This is a genomic window from Zoogloea sp. (genome assembly GCF_023150065.1).
Lineage (GTDB): Bacteria > Pseudomonadota > Gammaproteobacteria > Burkholderiales > Rhodocyclaceae > Zoogloea.
The window spans coordinates 25,132-41,516 of sequence record NZ_JAKLLN010000006.1; the positions used below are offsets into that span (position 1 = coordinate 25,132).

The following is a 16,385-nucleotide window of genomic DNA, read 5'->3' on the forward strand; positions in this document are numbered from 1 at the left end:
CCGTGTAAGCTCTTGAACGGCCATGAAACTCAGCAAGCTATCCCTGATCTTCTCCGCGGCCCTGTTGCTGATGGTTGCGATCAACGGGGTGATTTCCCTGCTGGTGCTGAACGCCTTTGACCGGGCCCAGGCGGTGCAGGACGAGCGGATCGAAGCACTGCACCTCGTCGGCGAGCTCCGCCGCGAGATGGATACCCTCGGCCGTCTCGTGCGCAGCTACGTGGTGACCCGCGAGACGCGCTATCTCACCTATTACTACGCCATTCTGGCGATTCGCGAAGGCGAGAAGCCCGCGGTCGAGAAAGGCAGCGCGGCCAGCTACTGGGACCGTGTGATTGCCGGAGAGACGGCCTTCGAGCCGCCGGTGGACGGGCCCCGGATATCGATGCGTTCGCGCATGGTGAGCCTGGGTTTCCAGGGGGCCGAGCTGGCTGCCCTGGAGGCGGTGCTGGCCGAATCCGAGGCCCTCAAGCAGCTCGAGCAGGTGGCCTTCGCCGCTACCCAGGGGCTCTACGATCCCACCACCCGCGCCTTCGTCTCCGACGGGCAGCCCCACCCCGATCTGGCCGTGAAGCTGGTTCATGGGCAGGAATACGATCACCAGCACGCCCGTGTCGCGGTGGCCGTGGCCCGGCTGCTGGAACAGGTGGACCAGCGCACCGGACGCCAGGTGGAGGAGGCGCGCCAGCACCTGCGCAACTGGATCATCGCGGTGATCGTGGCCATGGGGAGCGCGGCCCTGCTGGTGCTGTTCGGGCTGCGCACCACACGCAGCAAGGTGCTCATCCCCCTTGAAGGCATGTCCGCCGCCACCGGTCGGCTGGCCCGTGGCCAGTACGATGTGCGGGTGACGGGCGAGGGGGGCGTGGAGGAGGTGCGGGTGCTGCGGGACGCCTTCAACTCCATGGCCACGGCCATCGAGCGCGACATCCACGAGCGTGAGGACATCGAGTCGGCGCTGAAGGAGGCCAGCGCCCGGGCCGAGCAGGCAACCCAGGCCAAGTCCATGTTCCTCGCCAACATGAGTCATGAAATCCGTACCCCGCTCAATGCGGTGATCGGCATGGCCGAGCTGATCCTCCATAGCCCGCTGCCGCCGCGCCAGCGGGACTACGCCGAGAAGATCCGGATGGCCGGGCGCAGCCTGCTCGATACCGTCAACGACATCCTGGATTTCTCCAAGATCGAAGCCGGGCGGCTGGAACTGGAGAGCGTGCCCTTCCGCCTCGAGGAGGTGATCTCCAGCGCTTATCTGCTGGTCGAGCGGGCCGCTCTGGAGAAGGGCGTGGAACTGCTCTTCGAGGCGCGCCCCGGCAGCGGCAGCCTGCTGGCCGAGTCCCTCGTCGGAGACCCGCTGCGCATCGGGCAGGTGCTGGGCAACCTGTTGTCCAACGCGGTCAAATTCACCCCTTCCGGTCACGTGTCCCTGCGGGTCGATGGCCAGACGGCGGAGGACGGGCGTCTGATGCTCAGTCTGATCGTCGAAGACACCGGCATCGGCATGCGCACCGACCAGATCGAGCGCCTGTTCGAGGACTTCGTGCAGGCCGACGGTGCCACTACCCGCCAGTACGGCGGAACCGGCCTGGGCCTGGCCATCGTGCGCCGGCTGGTGGATCTGATGGGGGGCGACATCCGGGTGCACAGCGTGCCCAAGCGGGGGAGCGTGTTCCAGGTGCTGCTGCCCCTGGCCCGGGACGAGCGCCGCCAGACGGCTCCGGCGGACAAGCCCGGCCCCAGCCTGCGTGTGCTGGTGGCCGATGACTACCCCGAGGCCCGCCTGGCCCTCATCGATCTGCTCAACTTCGAGGGGATCGACGACGTGGATGCGGTCAGCTGTGGCGCGGAGGTGCTGAGCTGCCTGGAAGCCGCCCGGACTGACGGGCTGCCTTACGACCTGCTCTTCCTCGACTGGTCGCTGCCCGACAAGGATGGTGGAGCGATCCTCGAGATCCTGCAGCAGCAGCCCGACCTCGCGCCCCATCACGTGGCCCTCATGTCCATGCCCCGGGGCATTGACGGAGAGGCTTCGGAGATCCGGCGCGATGGCCTGCATTTCTGCGACAAACCGGTGCTGCCCGGGGTGCTGCGACGCCTTTGTGACGCGGTGCTGGGCCGTGTCGTGGCGAGCTCCGGCAGTGGCGAGGTGGCCACCGGCGCCCTCGACGGCATGCGTGTGCTGCTGGTGGAAGACAACGCCACCGGGCGCGATGTGGCCATTGCCCTGATGGGGCGCTGGGGGGTCGAGGTGGATACCGCCGGGGATGGCCGGGATGCCCTCGGGCAGCTCTCCGCCCAGCCCCCCGATCACTACGCACTGGTGTTCATGGACCTGCAGATGCCGGTGATGGATGGCTACGAGGCGGTGCGCCAGCTTCGTGCCCAGCCCGCCTATGACGACCTGCCCATCTACGCCTTGTCGGCCCACAGCGGCCGTGCCGTGCTGGAGCGCTGCCTGGCCATCGGCATGAACGGCTGCCTCAACAAGCCCTACGAGCTGAGCGATCTGTACAAGGTGCTGCGCCAGCACTACCCGGGGGCGCCGGATCTGGCCGATCTGCCGGTGGCGGCCTCGGGCTCGGTGGTGCTGGCCGGGCTGGACGACATTCCAGGTCTGGACGCCCGCTGTGCGATCAACGACACGGGCATCAGCCCCACCCTCTACCCGCGCCTGCTGGCCAAGTTCCGCCTGCAGTTTGCCGGCGGTCCGGTGGAACTGCGGGCCGCCGTGGATGATCGGGCCTGGGATCAAGTGGCCTCCTTCGCCCATACCCTCAAGGGGCGCGCCGGCCTGCTCGGCATGACCGAGGTCTCGGCCCTGGCCGGGCGCCTCGAGGCGGCAGCCCATGCGGGTGACAACAACCGTGCCCGCATGGCGCTGAAAAGCCTGGAGGAACACCTGCAGGTCATCGTGGCCGGGCTTGCGCAGGTCCTTCCCTCCGACAATGCGTTGGAGGAGTCCAGTCCGTTGCCCGCGACCACGGCCGTGAGTCAGGTCTGATTCCGTCCGGCCCGTGTCGGCGGGGTGTGCAATTGCTGCTCATCCCGGGTGTTGGTTGCTGGGATAATCGTACCGTCTGATCCTTGCGCCGGTGCGCCTCGCCTCTGCTTTTGCCATGCGTCGATTTCTTGGAGTCATCCTCGCCGGTCTGGCCGTCTCTTCGTGCGCCTATGCGGCAGAGAGCGCTGATGTCCGTCTCTCATCCTTTGGCACTCTGGGTTATGCCCGGTCAGGGAACGAGCACCGTTATCAGCGCTTCATCGACAGCGACGGCACCCTGACCCGGGATTCGCTCCTCGGCTTCCAGGCCGATGCGGTGCTGACGCCGGAAGTGACGGCAACAGTCCAGGCGCGGTTTGCGCCGTCCGAGAGCAGCGACAAGGAGTGGAACGTGCGCCTGCCGTGGGCCTTCCTTGCCTGGCGGCCCAGCAACGAGCTCATCCTCAGGGCAGGCAAGCTGCGCATCCCGATGCTGCTGTATTCGGAGAATATCGACGTCGGCACCACCTTCCCTTTTGCGCGGCTGCCGATCGAGGTCTATTCGATTCTGCCGACCTGGGACTTTTACGGTTTGTCGGTTGGCCGCAGCTGGTTCCTTGGTAGCACGGATGTGGATCTGGAGGGGTTTGCAGGATGGGCGCAGGGGACTTGGCGGGTGTATTTACGGGATGATCCGCTGCTTGTCCCCGGTGCCGTATCGGGGGGCTGGCATGAAGGCATTTCCGGTGCTTTTGTGGGGACCATCCTTACCGTCCGGGAGGCCGAGAGCCGTTTTCGTGTCAGTGTGCTGGCCTGGGATTCCCAGCTGGATACCCTGAAATTTGGCGTGGATTATCCTTACGTCCCGGTGGCGCCGGGCGTTGGCTACTATCAGACGGATCCCCGCATTCCGGGGCCTGGCGTGCCGATGAAGGACAGCGTGCGCTTTTACACCCTGTCGGTCGGGCTGGAGCGCGAGCTGGGGGCCGGCTTCAGCCTCATCAGCGAGCTGGCGTGGCGGCGCAGCGAGAGGATGAGCCTGGCATCGGGTACCAACTCCCTGGCGGGCTATCTGGCGGTGCTCAAGCCGATGGGGGCGTGGACGCCCTATGTGTATGGGGCGTCGCTGCGCTCGTCCGAACATGCGCGAAGTCTCTACGCGACACTGGAAGGAAGCCGGCTGCCGTCGTCGGTGCCGGGGGCCGCAGTGGTCAATCTGACCCAGCGCTGGGGGGCGGATTCGGCCCTGGTCTTTGATCAGCACACCCTTGCCTTGGGGACGAGTTATGCCCTGGGGCGTGGACAGGTGCTGAAGGCTGAGTGGCAGCGCACCCATACCGGGCTCACATCGGCGTTCTACGATGCGCCGCTGGGCGCATCCAGCCGTGGGCAGAAGCTGGATGTGTTCTCGCTTTCTTACAGCTTCTCCTTCTGAGGTGAGCCACTTGCCTCGCGTCCGTCTCCTCGGCTCCCTGATGCTGGCCTTTGCCTTGAGTGGCCTGTCGCCGGCCGTACAGGCCGGGGACGTCGTGCTGATTGCCCATCCGTCGGTGCCGCGTCTTGACCGCGTGACCGTGGAGCGCATCTATACCGGCAAGGTGGTGGAAGTGGCGGGTGTTCGTGTGACGCCCATCGATCTGCCCGTGGGAGATGCCGTGCGCAATCGTTTTCTCGTCCGCTGGGTGAGCACGGATGAGGAGCGTTACACCGCCTACTGGACGGTGCGCCGCTACGTGGGCAAGGGTGTCCCGCCAAGGGAAGTCGTCAATGCTGCCGAGGTGAGCCGTCTGGTGGCTGCGTTGCCGGGCGGCGTCGGTTATATCGACGAAGCGGATCTTCGCCCGGGCGTCAATGTGGTGGCACGCTGATGCTTTTACCCGTATTGCCCAGGGCCATGATGCGCTGCGACAGCCCTTCCAGGTAGGCCGGAAACTCGTGGATGTCCGCGTGCCGGGCGCCTTCCACGCGCAGCAGCGTGGCGCGTCCGTCGCTTGCCGCCACCAGTTGGCGGGCGTGCTCGAAGGGAATCAGCTCGTCCGCGTCCCCGTGGGCGATCAGGATCGGGCTTTTGACCGTGCCGATCAGCCGATCGGTGCGCAGGGGGTATTTCAGCAGCGCTGCCGGGACCAGGGGAAACTGCTCGGTGGCTAGGCGTTCCACGCTGGTGTAGGGCGTCACCAGGATCAGCAGGGCCGGTGTCACCTCGGCCGCCAGCTGGGTGGCCAGACCGCTGCCCAGGGAGCGGCCCAGGATCACCACCGGCTTGCCGGCGTAGGCCGGCGTCACCCGCGCCCACGCGGCACGTACGTCGGCGTGGAGCTGCGCCTCGCTGCTGATGCGGCCGGTGCTCTTGCCGAAGCCCCGGTAGTCGAGCATGAACAGATCGAAGCCGAGGTGGCGGTAAAAGGCGATGTTGCGCGTCCAGCCCACGAGGTTTCCCGCATTGCCGTGCAGGTAGAAGACCAGGCCGCGGCTGGCGGGCTGGCGGAACAGCAGCGCGCTGAGCTCGGCACCATCGACGGGAATGCGCAGCTCCTCGAAATCCTGCTCCGGTGGGTAGAGGCCGGTGAAGCTGAAATCTGCCGGCAGGGGCTCCGGGTGGAAGAGCAGGTCTTCCTGCTTCAGGCCGATGGCGGCAAGAGCCGCCCCATAGAGGACCACCGGGGCAGCCAGCAGGCTGCGCAGCCAGCTTCTCCTGCGAGGTTCGGGGGCGGATTGCATGTAGGTGGGTCTCCCTAGCGGGTGGCGGCCAGCCGGGCGGCCCGTTCGCCCCACCAGCTGGCTTCCTCGAAAACCGAATAGCCGGACAGATCGGCGTGGGCAAACAGCAGGCGCCCGTCGGCGGCCTGGAGGGCGGCCAGGCCGGGGTCGTTCAGGCTGCCGCAGCCCGGGATGGCCATGCCGTGACCCCGTACCGTGATGTCCACAGCCTGGGTCCGGCGCCACAGCTCGAGGGCGCCATAGGCCTGCTTCAGGTCGACGGCGGCCAGTTCCAGAAGTTCGTCCGGGCGCATGGCCAGCAGTCGTTGCCGGGCGTCGGCGGGCGCCTGGTCGGCCAGGGCCCGGTAGGCGGTGAAGACCGTGTGGGCGGGCTTGGCGGCCCGCAGCCACTGGTGGGTGGAGACGACCCAGCCCAGGCCCGGGCTGCCATGGATCACGTTGTCCCAGGCCAGGGGCGACTCCACCGGCTCGGTGGGAAAGCCGTCGAGCAGAAAGTTGGCCACCAGCCAGGGGGCCTGGGCGGGCAGATGCCGGGCCGGGTCGAAGCCGTAGTCGCGCAGATGGGGAATGACCCGTGCCGCCACGTGCAGGGGCATGGCGCAGATGGCGCGGCGCGCGTGGAGCAGGAAGGGACCGGCGGCGTTCTGGCAGAGGATGGCCACGCCCTCGCGGGTTTCATCGATGCGCAGGGCGTAGCCGGGCTGCTGCCGGGCAGGGGGCACCCGGCTGCGCAGGCCCCGGGCCAGAAAGGCCAGGCCCTCGGGCCAGGTGAGCAGGGTGCCGTCGGCGGCATTGGCGGCGTGCCCGCCGCGGCTGGCGAAGTAATGCAGGCCGGCCCAGGCCGATACGTGTTCCGGGCCCGCACCGTATTCGTCCCGGCACACATAGTCGAGCCAGGTGTGCAGGCTGGGGGCGCTGTAAGCGCGGGCCGTCAGCCAGTCGCGAAAGCTCAGGGTGTCGAGTTGGTGCCATTCCGCATCCGTGGATGAAAGCGCCTTCGGCACACAGAACAGGCGGCGGCCGTCGCTGCCCCGGCGGCGGGTCAGGGCCGCCATCTCGGCGAGGAAGCGCCGATGCTGCCCGGCTTCGTCCGCATTCACCTGTTCGGTGGGCAGCAGGCCTTCGTGCCAGGCGCCGTCGAAAAACAGGCGCTCGTCCGGGGCGTGGACCAGGGCCGCTTCACTGAAGCGTGGGCGTTCCGAGAAGGGTTCGGCCTCGATCACGCCGAGCTCGAATAGCAGCTCCCGCACTCCCCGGGATTCCATCGAAGGCAGGGGCAGGTAGTGGGCGCCGCGGGGGTGGGGCAGGGGGCCTGAGGGGCTGTCGAAGCGGCCGGCAGCGGCGTTGCCGTCGGGCTCCGGGCCGTCGATGAGGAGGAAGTCGTCATACCCGTCCCGGGCCAGTCGCCAGGCGGCCGTGAGCCCCGCCACCCCGCTGCCGAGGATGGCCACACCGGTGCGGATCTCCCGGGTCGGTACGGGCAGCGGCCCGGCGTCACGCAGACGATGCCCCTCGGCCAGGCCGGGCTGGCGGATGTGGATCGGGATGCCCAGGTGCGCCAGGCCGCGGCAGGCCGGCAGGGCCAGTCCGAGCCCGGCGGCCCCACTGGCCCGCAGAAAGCCGCGCCGCTCCATCAACGCACCACGTTGTTCCAGTCCTGCTGGAAGTAATGCACCAGCCGCTGGTCGTTGAGGTGGTTGGGATCGACGGGCAGGCGCTGCATGTCGGCGGGAAACTGGAACATCAGCCGGGTGGTTTCCGCGTCCAGGTAGCGGGTGGGCACGCTGTAGGCCGTCGGGGGCGTGTAGCCCGGCTGACGGGTGGCAAGGTTGAAACCCCATTCACCGAAGGAGGGGACGTGGGCATGGTAGGGGTGGGTGTGGAAGCCGGCCTCGCGCAGGGTGGCATCGATGCACCAGAAGCTGCGCGGGGCGAACCACGGTGAGGTGGACTGCACCACCAGGGCACCCCGGGCCGACAGGTGCTTGGCCATGAGGCGATACATGGGCACCGAGTAGAGCTTGCCGAGGCCGAAGCTGGAGGGGTCGGGGAAGTCGGCGATGATCAGGTCGAAGACCTCGCTGTGGGTCTCCAGCCACTGGCCGGCATCGGCGTTGATGACCGTGACCCGGGGGTTGGACAGGGCCTGCCCGTTGAGCCCGGACAGATACTCGTTGCGGGTGAACAGGTCGGTCATGGCCGGGTCCAGGTCCACCAGGGTGACCCGTTCCACCTGGGCGTGGCGCAGGACTTCGCGCACCGCCAGGCCGTCGCCGCCGCCCAGCACCAGTACCGAGCGGGCCCAGGGCAGGGTCTGCAGGGCCGGGTGCACCAGGGCCTCGTGGTAGCGGTGCTCGTCTCGGCTGGAGAACTGCAGGTTGCCGTTGATGTGGAGGCGGGTGTCGTCCTTCCAGCGGGTCACGGCGATGCGCTGGTAGGGGGTGGTGGTGGCGAAGATCACCTCGTCGCCGAAGAGGCCGCGCTCGGCCCAGTGGGTGAGTTTTTCGGAGACGGCCAGGCCGCCGGCCAGGAAGGCCATGACCAGGGCGCCGCGGGTCAGGCGGCTGCGCAGCCGGGGGATCTCCCGGCGGTAATACCACAGCGTCCACAGGGCCACGGCCACGTTGGCCATGCCGAACAGGAAACCGGTGCGCGACAGGCCCAGCTTGGGGGCCAGCACCAGGGGAAAGAGCAGGGACACGGCCAGGGCGCCCAGGTAGTCGAAGGTCAGCACCCGGCTCACCAGTTCGCTGAAGCTGGCCTGGCGGCTGTGCAGGACGCGCATCACCAGCGGAATCTCCATGCCCACCAGCACGCCAAGGAGGAAGACCAGGGCGTATAGGGCGCTGCGGAAGGGGGCCGCCATCCAGGCGAAGAGCAGGAACAGCAGGGTCGCCGACATGCCGCCGATCAGCCCCACCAGCAGCTCGATGTCGATGAAGCGCGCCAGCACGTCCCGGTCGTCCACGTACTTTGAAAGGTGCGAGCCCACGCCCATGGCGAACAGATAGCAGCCGATGATCGACGAGAACTGCAGCACCGAGTCGCCGAGCAGGTAGCTCGACAGGGCGCCGGCGATCAGTTCGTAGGCCAGGCCGCAGGAGGCCACGACGAACACCGACAGGATCAGCAGGCGGTCGGGCAGGCCGCTCGCTGGGCGGGTGGAGGCGGGGGTGGCGGGGGGAATTCGGGGTGCGGACATGGCTGCGGACTCTACCCGGAAAGCGCTTGCCGGGCACGGGGAATGCTGGCTAAATACTCGCCCGGTCGCCGAGGATTCCGCTGATGGAGCCGCTTTACAATTACGTCGTGCACTTGCTGTCCGGCCTGTTCATGGTGCTGCTCTTCGCCAGCATCTACCTGCGGGTCACCCCCTTTTGCGAGCTTTCGCTGATCCGTCAGGGCATCGTTGCGCCAGCCCTGTCCCTGGGGGGCGCCGTCATCGGTTTTTCCCTCACCGTGGCGTCGAGCATCCTCCACAACGACAGCCTGCAGCAGTTCCTGATCTGGAGCGTGGCGGGCCTGTCGGTGCAGTTGCTCACCTATGTGCTGCTGGGCCGGCTGGTCCCCCGCCTCCCCGAGCAGCTCGCCGCCAACAACGTGGCTGCCGGCGCCTTTGCCGGAACGGTGGCGCTGGTGGTCGGCATCCTCAACGCGGCCTGCATGTCCTGACTTCACCTGCTCCGGCTCCGGGCGCCCGGGGCTTGCGGTCACTGAATACCTGAACATCCAACATCGGGAGCAAGCATGAGCATCGGATCCTTCATCAAGAAGCAGTTCATCGACGTCCTCCAGTGGAACGAGGATGCCGACGGCACCCTGGCCTGGCGTTATCCCATGGAGGATTTCGAGATCCAGTACGGCGCCAGCCTGACCGTGCGCGACTCGCAGATGGCGGTCTTCGTCAATGAAGGCAAGGTGGCCGACGTGTTCGGGCCGGGCAGGTACACGCTCACCACCCAGACCATCCCTGTGCTCACCAACCTGAAGAACTGGGACAAGCTCTTCGAGTCGCCCTTCAAGTCCGATGTGTATTTCTTCAGCACCCGTCTGCAGCTCGGTCGCAAGTGGGGCACCCCCCAGCCGGTCACCCTCCGCGACAAGGATTTCGGCATGGTGCGCCTGCGCGCCTTCGGCATGTACTCCTACAAGCTGGCGGATCCGCGCAGGTTCTTCACCGAGATCAGCGGTACCCGCGCCGAGTACACCGTAGACGAGCTGGAGCAGCAGCTGCGCAACCTGGTGGTGGCGACCATGAGCGCCACCCTGGGCGGTGCGGATGTGCCCTTCCTGGACATGGCGGCCAACCAGGTGCTGCTGGCCGATCGCATGCGCGAGGCCATGACGCCGACCTTTGAACGTTATGGCCTCGCGCTCGACAACTTCGCCGTGGAGAACATCTCCCTGCCGGAAGAGCTGCAGAAGGCCATCGACACCCGCATCTCCATGGGCATGGTGGGCGACTTGGGCAAATATACCCAGTACCAGGTGGCCAACTCGGTGCCCCTGGCGGCCCAGAACGAGGGCGGCCTGGCGGGGGTGGGCGCCGGCCTGGCCGCTGGCGTGGGCATGGGGCAGGTGATGATGGATGCCCTGCGTGGCAGCCAGACTCCCGCGGTGGCTCCGTCCGCCACCCCGGTCGCAGCCCCGGCTGCCGCTGCCGATGATCCGGAGGCGCGCCTCGCCAAGCTCAAGGCCCTCCTCGACAAGGGCCTGGTGACCCAGGCCGACTACGATTCCGCCAAGGCGGAGATCCTCAAGAAGCTGATCGGATAAGCGCCGGGTGTTCAAGCTCGCCTGCCCCAGCTGCGGCGCGGAGGTCGCCTTCCGTTCGGCCACCTCGGCCATGGCCGTGTGCGAGTACTGCCACAGCACCCTGCTGCGGGAGGGCGATGCGGTACGTGACGCCGGCAAGATGGCGGTGGTGCTGGAGGATTACTCCCCCATCCGCATCACCACCTCGGGTATGTATGCCGGCCAGGCCTTCGGCGTGGTCGGGCGCATCCAGCTGCGCTACGAGGATGGTTTCTGGAACGAGTGGTACATCCTCTTCGACGACGGCAGCGCCGGCTGGCTGTCGGACGCCTCCGGCCAGTACGCGGTGACCCTCGATACCGGGCTGGCCGATGATGCCCCGCCCTTCGGCCAGATCGTGCCGGGCGGGCAGTACGCCTGGGACGGTGCCAGTTTCACCGCGTCCGACCTGCGCACCGCGCGCTGTACCGCCGGGGAGGGCGAGCTGCCTTTCCAGGTCGGCCCCGGCTGGGAGGCGAAGGTGGCGGACTACCGCCAGGGCGTGCGCTTCCTTACCCTGGATTATTCCGAAGGCCCCAAACCCCGCCGTTATGCGGGCAAGGCGGTGAAGCTGGAGGACCTGCGCTGCCAGCTGTTGCGCTCGCCTGACGAGATCGCCGGCAGCGCCGGCCGCCTCAAGGGCAAGGCTGCGACCCTGGCCTGCCCGGCCTGCGGAACCGCCATCACCTGGCGTCCGGCGGTGGCCGCCCACCTCCATTGCCCGGCTTGCGGCACCGAGAGCGACGCCAGCACCGGTACGCTTGAAGTGATGGACGCCAGCCGCCGGGAAGCCATGCAGGCCACCACCCTGTCCCTGGGCGACGAGGCCAGCATCGACGGCAAGCCCTGGACCCTGATCGGCCTGATGAAGTGCCGGGAGATCGGCGAGGCGGAGGAATGGGTCGAGTATCTGCTGTTCAACGAGATCGCCGGTTTCCTGTGGCTGGTGGAGTCGACGGCCGGCTGGGACAAGGTGCGGGTCCTCGACACCTGGCCGGAGTCCGTTTCGTCCAGCGCCGTGCGTTATGAAGGCGCTGCCTACACCCGCATGCAGGCCTACGGTGCCCAGGTGGTTCGGGCCGCCGGCGCCTTCAACTGGCGGGTGAAGGTCGGCGACAGCGTTTCGATCACGGACTATCGGGGCAGCCGCGGCACCCTCACCAGCGAGCGCAGCCCGTCCGAGCTGGGCTGGTCCCTGGCCCAGCGGGTGCCGGCCGCCACGGTGGATGGCTGGTTCGGCAAGAAGGGGCGCATCACCGGCCCTGTCGCATCCCTCGACTCCCTCGCCGCCGTCGCCACGGTGGACCGGGGCCAGCTGCGCCCCCTGGCGTGGGTCTTCACGGTGCTGGTGCTGCTGGTGAATGTGCCCATCGCCTTCATGGGCGGGCTGTACAGCTGGGTGCTGATCGTCATCGCCATCGGCATCCTGTGGCTCCCGGTTTACACCGACGTACTGGACGACTGAACGATGTCACGGATGAGCTACATCGTTCTCGGAGTGGTCGTGCTGGTGATGGTCACACTCTTCAACCTCGAGCACGTCAATGACCGCAGTGGCGGCCGCAGCTGGGGCAACAGCGGCGGCAGTGGCTCCGGGAGCTGGTCGTCCGGCGGCGGGGGGCACAAGTGAGCGCCGACGCCCATCTGCCCCGGGGGCTGCATCTGCTGGCGGATTTTCATGGCGTGCCTGCCGAGCGCCTGCTCGACCCCCTGGCCATCGAGACCCTGCTGCGCGAAGCCGCCCGGGCCGCGGGCGCCACGCCGGTGGGTGGGCACTTCCACCCCTTCGGCCCGGGGCTGGGGGTCACCGGCGTGCTGCTGCTGCAGGAGTCCCACATCAGCATCCACACCTGGCCGGAACACGGCTTTGCCGCGGTGGATGTGTTCATGTGCGGTGCGGCGCGGCCCGAGCGGGCGGTGCAGGTCATCGCCGCCGCCCTGTGCCCGGTGTCCGTCAACTGCCGGGACATGCCCCGCGGCCAGCCTCCCTTACCGACTTGATTTGTCTCCCATCACCATGAACGCCCCGTCCCCTCTCCAGTCCGTTCCCCTGACCCAGGCTTACCGCCTCCTCAACCACGGTCCCACGGTGCTGGTTTCGTCTGCCCATGGCGACCGTCGCAACGTGATGGCGGCGGCCTGGAACATGCCCCTCGATTTCGACCCGCCCAAGGTGGCCGTGGTCATCGACAAGGCCACCCTGACCCGCGAGCTGATCGAAGCTTCGGGCCAGTTCGTGCTCGCCATTCCGGGGCGTGATCTGGCCGAGCGGACCCTCGCCGCCGGCTCGTGCTCGGGGCGCGAGGGTGACAAGTTCGAGGCGCTGGAGCTGGACGTGCTGCCGGCCAGCCAGGTCCTGGCGCCCCTGCCGGCAGGGTGCATCGGCTGGCTCGAGTGCCGGGTGATCGACGAACCCCACATCCAGCGCACCTATGATCTCTTTCTTGGGGAGGTGGTGGCGGCATGGGCCGATCCGGACATGTATTCGGACGGCCGCTGGCATTTTCCGGAGCAGGGCCGGAGCAGCATCCACTATGTTTCCGGCGGTCAGTTCTTTGCGACGGGAGAGGCCTTCGAGGTGGACGGAAAGGCGTGATCCGAGGGGGCAAAATGGCGCACGCAAAATAATTTGTGCACCGCACAAAAAACGCTTGCTTTCTTTTTTTGTGCGGTGCAACATAGCGCCATACCGAATCACTTTCGGTGATCGCAAGCCAACCCACTTGAGGAGATCATCATGTCCGTTACCCCCGAGCAAATCGTCGCCGCCTCCAAAGCCAACGCTGAAGCCGGCCTGAAGTCCGCCACCAGCTTCGTGACCACCCTCTTCACCGCCGTCGAGCGCGTGTCCAGCCTGAACCTGGCCACCGCCCGCAACGCCTTTGACGACAGCGTTGCCTTCTCCAAGGCTGTGCTCGCCGCCAAGGACCCGCAGGCCCTGGCCGCCCTGAACCTGGGCGCCGTGACCCCCGCCGTCGAGAAGTCCGTGGCCTACGGCCGCAGCCTGTCCGGCATCGGTGGTGACACCCAGGAAGAGCTGACCAAGCTGGTCGAAGCCGAAGCCGCCGCCCTGTCCAAGAACGTGGATGTCGCCCTGGAAAACCTCTTCAAGAACGCCCCGGCCGGCTCCGAGCCCGCCATCAAGGCCGTGAAGACCGCCCTGGCCAACGCCAGCTCGGCCTACGAAGGTGCCCAGAAGGCCGCCAAGCAAGTCGCCGCTGCCGCCCAGGCCAGCGTCGAGAAGGCCACCCTGGTTGCCGTCGAGAACGTTGAAAAGGGCACCAAGGCCGCTGCCAGCGCCCTGAAGGTTGCCTGATGAATCGATCGATCCTTGCGGATTGATGCAAAGAGGCCCTTCGGGGCCTTTTTGCTTTTTCGAGGAGCCACGCCATGGCCCGTCGCAAGTCTCCCCTCGTATCCGCCCTGTTCAAGCTGACCCGTGCCGGGGTGCGCCAGTCGACAAAGATCGGCAAGGCCGCCACCCGCCAGGGCCTCGCCGCGGGGGGGCGTCTGGCCAGCTCGGCCCGTCATGTCATGTCGGGCATCGCCACCCCTGCCGAAGCGCCGGCCGCGGCCAGCGGTGGGCGCTGGCATGAGGGGCGCTGGGGGCTGGGCCCGCTGGCCATGCGCCGCTACCGCCTGTTCATCCCGAGCGGCGCGAGTGCCCGCCGCCCGATCCCGCTGCTGCTGCTCCTGCACGGCTGCGCCCAGGATACGGCCGCCTTCGCGGCGTCTACCCGTTGTGCTGCCGTGGCCCGGGAGCGTGGCTTTGCCGTGCTGATGCCCGAGCAGGCCCAGGAGGCCAACCCCCAGCGCTGCTGGAACTGGTTCGGCAGCGATGCCCGGGTGGGCATGGAGACCCGAATCCTGATGGCCATCGTCGATCATGCGGTGAGCACCCACCCGCGCATCGGTGGACCCCTGTGCGCTCTCGGCCTGTCCGCCGGGGGGGCGATGGCCCTGACCCTGGGTCTCGAGTTTCCGGATCGTTTCGCTGCCGTCGGCAGTCACTCCGGTGCCGCGCCCTACAGCGCGGTCACGCCGCTGCAGGCAGGGCAGACCATGCGCGGCCGGCGCTCCCCCGACGCCGAGCCCATCGCCCGGGCCCTCAACGGGCGTGCTGCGCCGCCGGTGCTGCTGATCCACGGGGACTTCGATCCGGTGGTCTCCTACGCCAACGCCGAAGCTGCGGCCGGGCTGTGGGCAGACCTGCTGCCCGAGGGGACGAAGATGAGCCTGAGCAGTGGCGAGATCCATCGTGGCAGCCGGCGCCGCCTCACCCGCCAGGACTGGAAGCTGGGGCGCCGGCCCTACGTGCGGCTGTTGCGGGTGCATGGCCTGGGGCATGCCTGGAGCGGCGGCGCGGCCGGGCAGGCGTTTTCCGACCCGGAAGGCCCCGATGCCCTGCGCCTGGCCTGGCAGTTCTTTGCCGCGGTGATGGAACGGGCGCCGGACAAAGCCGTCTGAAGGTTTTGTGCTGTGGAGCCCGCCATGCCTACCCAATCCCTGCAGGACCGTGCCGCGGGGGCGCTGATGGGCGCCTTCATCGGCGATGCCCTGGCCCTCGGCCCCCACTGGTATTACGACCTGGATGAGCTCCGGGCCGATTACGGAGACTGGATCGATGGCTATACCGATCCCCTCCCCGGGCGTTACCACGCCGGCCTGAAAGCCGGTCAGGCTTCCCAGGCTGGTGTGCTGCTGGCCCTGACGCTGGATTCCCTGGTGGCCCGGGGGGCTTACGACGAGGCGGATTTCTGCCGTCGGCTGGATGAGGATTTCTTTCCGCAGATCGACGGTACGCCGATGGCCGGGCCGGGGGGCTACACCAGCCAGTCGATCCGCGAAGCCTGGCGTCGCCGGGTGGGCGAAGGCCTGCCCTGGGGCCAGTGCGGCAGCAATGCCGACACCACCGAGGCCGCCGAGCGGGGGCTGGCCATTGCCGTGCGCTATGCCCTGCGACCGGCCGAACTGGCCGCGGCCCTGACCCGCAACACCCTGCTTACCCAGACCGACGGCACCGTGGTGGCCATGACCGTGGCTTTTGGTGCGGTGCTGGGCATGCTGGTGGAGGGGCATCCCCTCGATGCGGCCCTGTCGGGCAAGCTGATGGCCCGGGTCAAGAGCGGGGAGCTCCCCTTCCACGCCGTCACCCGTGGCCGTCTCGGCGCGCCCAGGCCCGGCGAGCAGGAGGCTGCGGTGGCGGGGCGCTTTCCGTCACCGGACGCGCTGTTGGGGCCGTCGGCCATGGCGGCGGCTGCCCATGACCCGGACATCCGCATCGAGCCCGCCTGGAAGGTGTCGCTGGTCTATGGCATGCCCTGCGCGGTGTATCACCAGTTTCCCGCGGCCTACTACCTGGCCGCGCGTTTTGCAGACGACTTCGAGTCGGCCGTGCTGCATGCGGTCAATGGCGGCGGGCAGAACCAGGCCCGGGCCATCCTTGCCGGGGCCCTGGCTGGCGCCCAGGTGGGGCTGGCGGGTATCCCCCGCCGTTTCATCGACGGCCTGGAGGGCGGTGCGGCGCGTCTGGCCCAGGCCCGGCGGCTGGCCGTCCAGCTGGCCGCCGAGCACTGAGGCACAGCCTCAGCAGCGCCCTTTCTTGGCCTGCCCCGGGGGGCAGTGGGACGGGTGGTCGTGATGGGCCGGCGGGGTGCAATGACCGCGGAAATTGCGGTGCTTCTCGTAGCGATGACAGTTGTCGTGCCACCAGCGCGCGTCACGCCAGCTGCGGCCGTCCCAGTAGCGTCCATCGCGATCCCGGTCGCCGATGTAAAGTGAGACGCCCGGTGCGCGGATGCTCAGATCCACATCGACGGCGTGGCTTGGCGTGGTGCCCAGCAGGGCCAGCAGGCCCAGGCTGACAAGCAGTGTGTTGCGCATGGCGTGT

General features: G+C 68.0%; 16 protein-coding genes. 12 read left to right on the forward strand and 4 right to left on the reverse strand.

What is annotated here, in order from left to right:
* Positions 1-22 precede the first annotated feature (22 nt).
* From L6Q67_RS09185 to L6Q67_RS09195, 3 genes are all read left to right on the forward strand, one after another.
* Positions 23-3,001 (forward strand): hybrid sensor histidine kinase/response regulator, encoded by a 2,979-nt coding sequence (locus tag L6Q67_RS09185; protein WP_296568323.1) that lies wholly within the window; start codon positions 23-25, stop codon positions 2,999-3,001.
* 115 nt (positions 3,002-3,116) lie between these two features.
* Positions 3,117-4,415, forward strand: coding sequence for a hypothetical protein (locus L6Q67_RS09190; RefSeq protein WP_296568325.1), 1,299 nt, complete (start codon positions 3,117-3,119; stop codon positions 4,413-4,415).
* A 10-nt stretch (positions 4,416-4,425) separates the two neighbouring features.
* Positions 4,426-4,848 carry a hypothetical protein gene (locus tag L6Q67_RS09195; RefSeq protein ID WP_296568328.1) on the forward strand — a complete coding sequence of 141 codons (423 nt, stop codon included), beginning with the start codon at positions 4,426-4,428 and terminating at the stop codon, positions 4,846-4,848.
* Here L6Q67_RS09195 and L6Q67_RS09200 read toward each other — a convergent pair.
* The 3 genes from L6Q67_RS09200 to L6Q67_RS09210 are packed head-to-tail and all read right to left on the reverse strand — an operon-like array spanning position 4,829 to position 8,903.
* Positions 4,829-5,701: an alpha/beta fold hydrolase gene (locus L6Q67_RS09200; RefSeq protein WP_296568330.1), complete on the reverse strand. Its 873-nt coding sequence runs from the start codon at positions 5,699-5,701 to the stop codon at positions 4,829-4,831. The two genes, L6Q67_RS09195 and L6Q67_RS09200, sit on opposite strands and share 20 nt — an antisense overlap.
* Positions 5,702-5,715: 14 nt before the next feature.
* Positions 5,716-7,335, reverse strand: a complete 1,620-nt coding sequence (locus L6Q67_RS09205; RefSeq protein WP_296568332.1) for an NAD(P)-binding protein — start codon at positions 7,333-7,335, stop codon at positions 5,716-5,718.
* Positions 7,335-8,903: a polyamine aminopropyltransferase gene (locus tag L6Q67_RS09210; RefSeq protein WP_296568334.1), complete on the reverse strand. Its 1,569-nt coding sequence runs from the start codon at positions 8,901-8,903 to the stop codon at positions 7,335-7,337. The genes L6Q67_RS09205 and L6Q67_RS09210 overlap by 1 nt, the downstream gene beginning before the upstream one ends.
* An 83-nt stretch (positions 8,904-8,986) precedes the next feature.
* Here L6Q67_RS09210 and L6Q67_RS09215 point away from each other — a divergent pair, with 83 nt between their 5' ends.
* From L6Q67_RS09215 to L6Q67_RS09255, 9 genes are all read left to right on the forward strand, one after another.
* Positions 8,987-9,373 (forward strand): DUF350 domain-containing protein, encoded by a 387-nt coding sequence (locus L6Q67_RS09215; RefSeq protein ID WP_296568335.1) that lies wholly within the window; start codon positions 8,987-8,989, stop codon positions 9,371-9,373.
* A 75-nt stretch (positions 9,374-9,448) separates the two neighbouring features.
* Entirely contained in the window at positions 9,449-10,477 is a 1,029-nt protein-coding gene (locus L6Q67_RS09220) for an SPFH domain-containing protein (RefSeq protein WP_296568337.1), read from the forward strand.
* A gap of 7 nt (positions 10,478-10,484) precedes the next feature.
* Entirely contained in the window at positions 10,485-11,960 is a 1,476-nt protein-coding gene (locus L6Q67_RS09225; protein WP_296568339.1) for a DUF4178 domain-containing protein, read from the forward strand.
* Between the two features lie 12 nt (positions 11,961-11,972).
* Entirely contained in the window at positions 11,973-12,125 is a 153-nt protein-coding gene (locus L6Q67_RS09230) for a hypothetical protein (RefSeq protein ID WP_296568341.1), read from the forward strand.
* Positions 12,122-12,496, forward strand: a complete 375-nt coding sequence (gene speD, locus L6Q67_RS09235; protein WP_296568343.1) for an adenosylmethionine decarboxylase — start codon at positions 12,122-12,124, stop codon at positions 12,494-12,496. Before L6Q67_RS09230 ends, speD begins: the two co-directional genes overlap by 4 nt.
* 16 nt (positions 12,497-12,512) lie before the next feature.
* Positions 12,513-13,091, forward strand: a complete 579-nt coding sequence (locus tag L6Q67_RS09240; RefSeq protein WP_296568345.1) for a flavin reductase family protein — start codon at positions 12,513-12,515, stop codon at positions 13,089-13,091.
* A gap of 141 nt (positions 13,092-13,232) precedes the next feature.
* Entirely contained in the window at positions 13,233-13,811 is a 579-nt protein-coding gene (locus L6Q67_RS09245) for a phasin family protein (protein ID WP_296568347.1), read from the forward strand.
* A gap of 74 nt (positions 13,812-13,885) precedes the next feature.
* Positions 13,886-14,962: a PHB depolymerase family esterase gene (locus tag L6Q67_RS09250; protein WP_296568349.1), complete on the forward strand. Its 1,077-nt coding sequence runs from the start codon at positions 13,886-13,888 to the stop codon at positions 14,960-14,962.
* 24 nt (positions 14,963-14,986) lie between these two features.
* Positions 14,987-16,072, forward strand: coding sequence for an ADP-ribosylglycohydrolase family protein (locus L6Q67_RS09255; protein WP_296568351.1), 1,086 nt, complete (start codon positions 14,987-14,989; stop codon positions 16,070-16,072).
* 9 nt (positions 16,073-16,081) lie between these two features.
* On the opposite strand, the gene L6Q67_RS09260 is transcribed toward L6Q67_RS09255, so the two are convergent.
* Complete coding sequence (locus L6Q67_RS09260) at positions 16,082-16,378, reverse strand: DUF2502 domain-containing protein (protein WP_296568353.1); 297 nt, start codon at positions 16,376-16,378, stop codon at positions 16,082-16,084.
* Positions 16,379-16,385 lie beyond the last annotated feature (7 nt).

Bases quoted from the DNA above. Each gene is read 5' to 3' on its own strand.
- L6Q67_RS09260 (WP_296568353.1), bottom strand. From the start codon at position 16,378: ATGCGCAACACACTGCTTGTCAGCCTGGGCCTGCTGGCCCTGCTGGGC.
- L6Q67_RS09185 (WP_296568323.1), top strand. From the start codon at position 23: ATGAAACTCAGCAAGCTATCCCTGATCTTCTCCGCGGCCCTGTTGCTG.
- L6Q67_RS09240 (WP_296568345.1), top strand. From the start codon at position 12,513: ATGAACGCCCCGTCCCCTCTCCAGTCCGTTCCCCTGACCCAGGCTTAC.
- L6Q67_RS09190 (WP_296568325.1), top strand. From the start codon at position 3,117: ATGCGTCGATTTCTTGGAGTCATCCTCGCCGGTCTGGCCGTCTCTTCG.
- L6Q67_RS09210 (WP_296568334.1), bottom strand. From the start codon at position 8,903: ATGTCCGCACCCCGAATTCCCCCCGCCACCCCCGCCTCCACCCGCCCA.
- L6Q67_RS09220 (WP_296568337.1), top strand. From the start codon at position 9,449: ATGAGCATCGGATCCTTCATCAAGAAGCAGTTCATCGACGTCCTCCAG.
- L6Q67_RS09250 (WP_296568349.1), top strand. From the start codon at position 13,886: ATGGCCCGTCGCAAGTCTCCCCTCGTATCCGCCCTGTTCAAGCTGACC.
- L6Q67_RS09230 (WP_296568341.1), top strand. From the start codon at position 11,973: ATGAGCTACATCGTTCTCGGAGTGGTCGTGCTGGTGATGGTCACACTC.
- L6Q67_RS09200 (WP_296568330.1), bottom strand. From the start codon at position 5,701: ATGCAATCCGCCCCCGAACCTCGCAGGAGAAGCTGGCTGCGCAGCCTG.
- L6Q67_RS09255 (WP_296568351.1), top strand. From the start codon at position 14,987: ATGCCTACCCAATCCCTGCAGGACCGTGCCGCGGGGGCGCTGATGGGC.
- L6Q67_RS09215 (WP_296568335.1), top strand. From the start codon at position 8,987: ATGGAGCCGCTTTACAATTACGTCGTGCACTTGCTGTCCGGCCTGTTC.
- L6Q67_RS09205 (WP_296568332.1), bottom strand. From the start codon at position 7,335: ATGGAGCGGCGCGGCTTTCTGCGGGCCAGTGGGGCCGCCGGGCTCGGA.
- L6Q67_RS09245 (WP_296568347.1), top strand. From the start codon at position 13,233: ATGTCCGTTACCCCCGAGCAAATCGTCGCCGCCTCCAAAGCCAACGCT.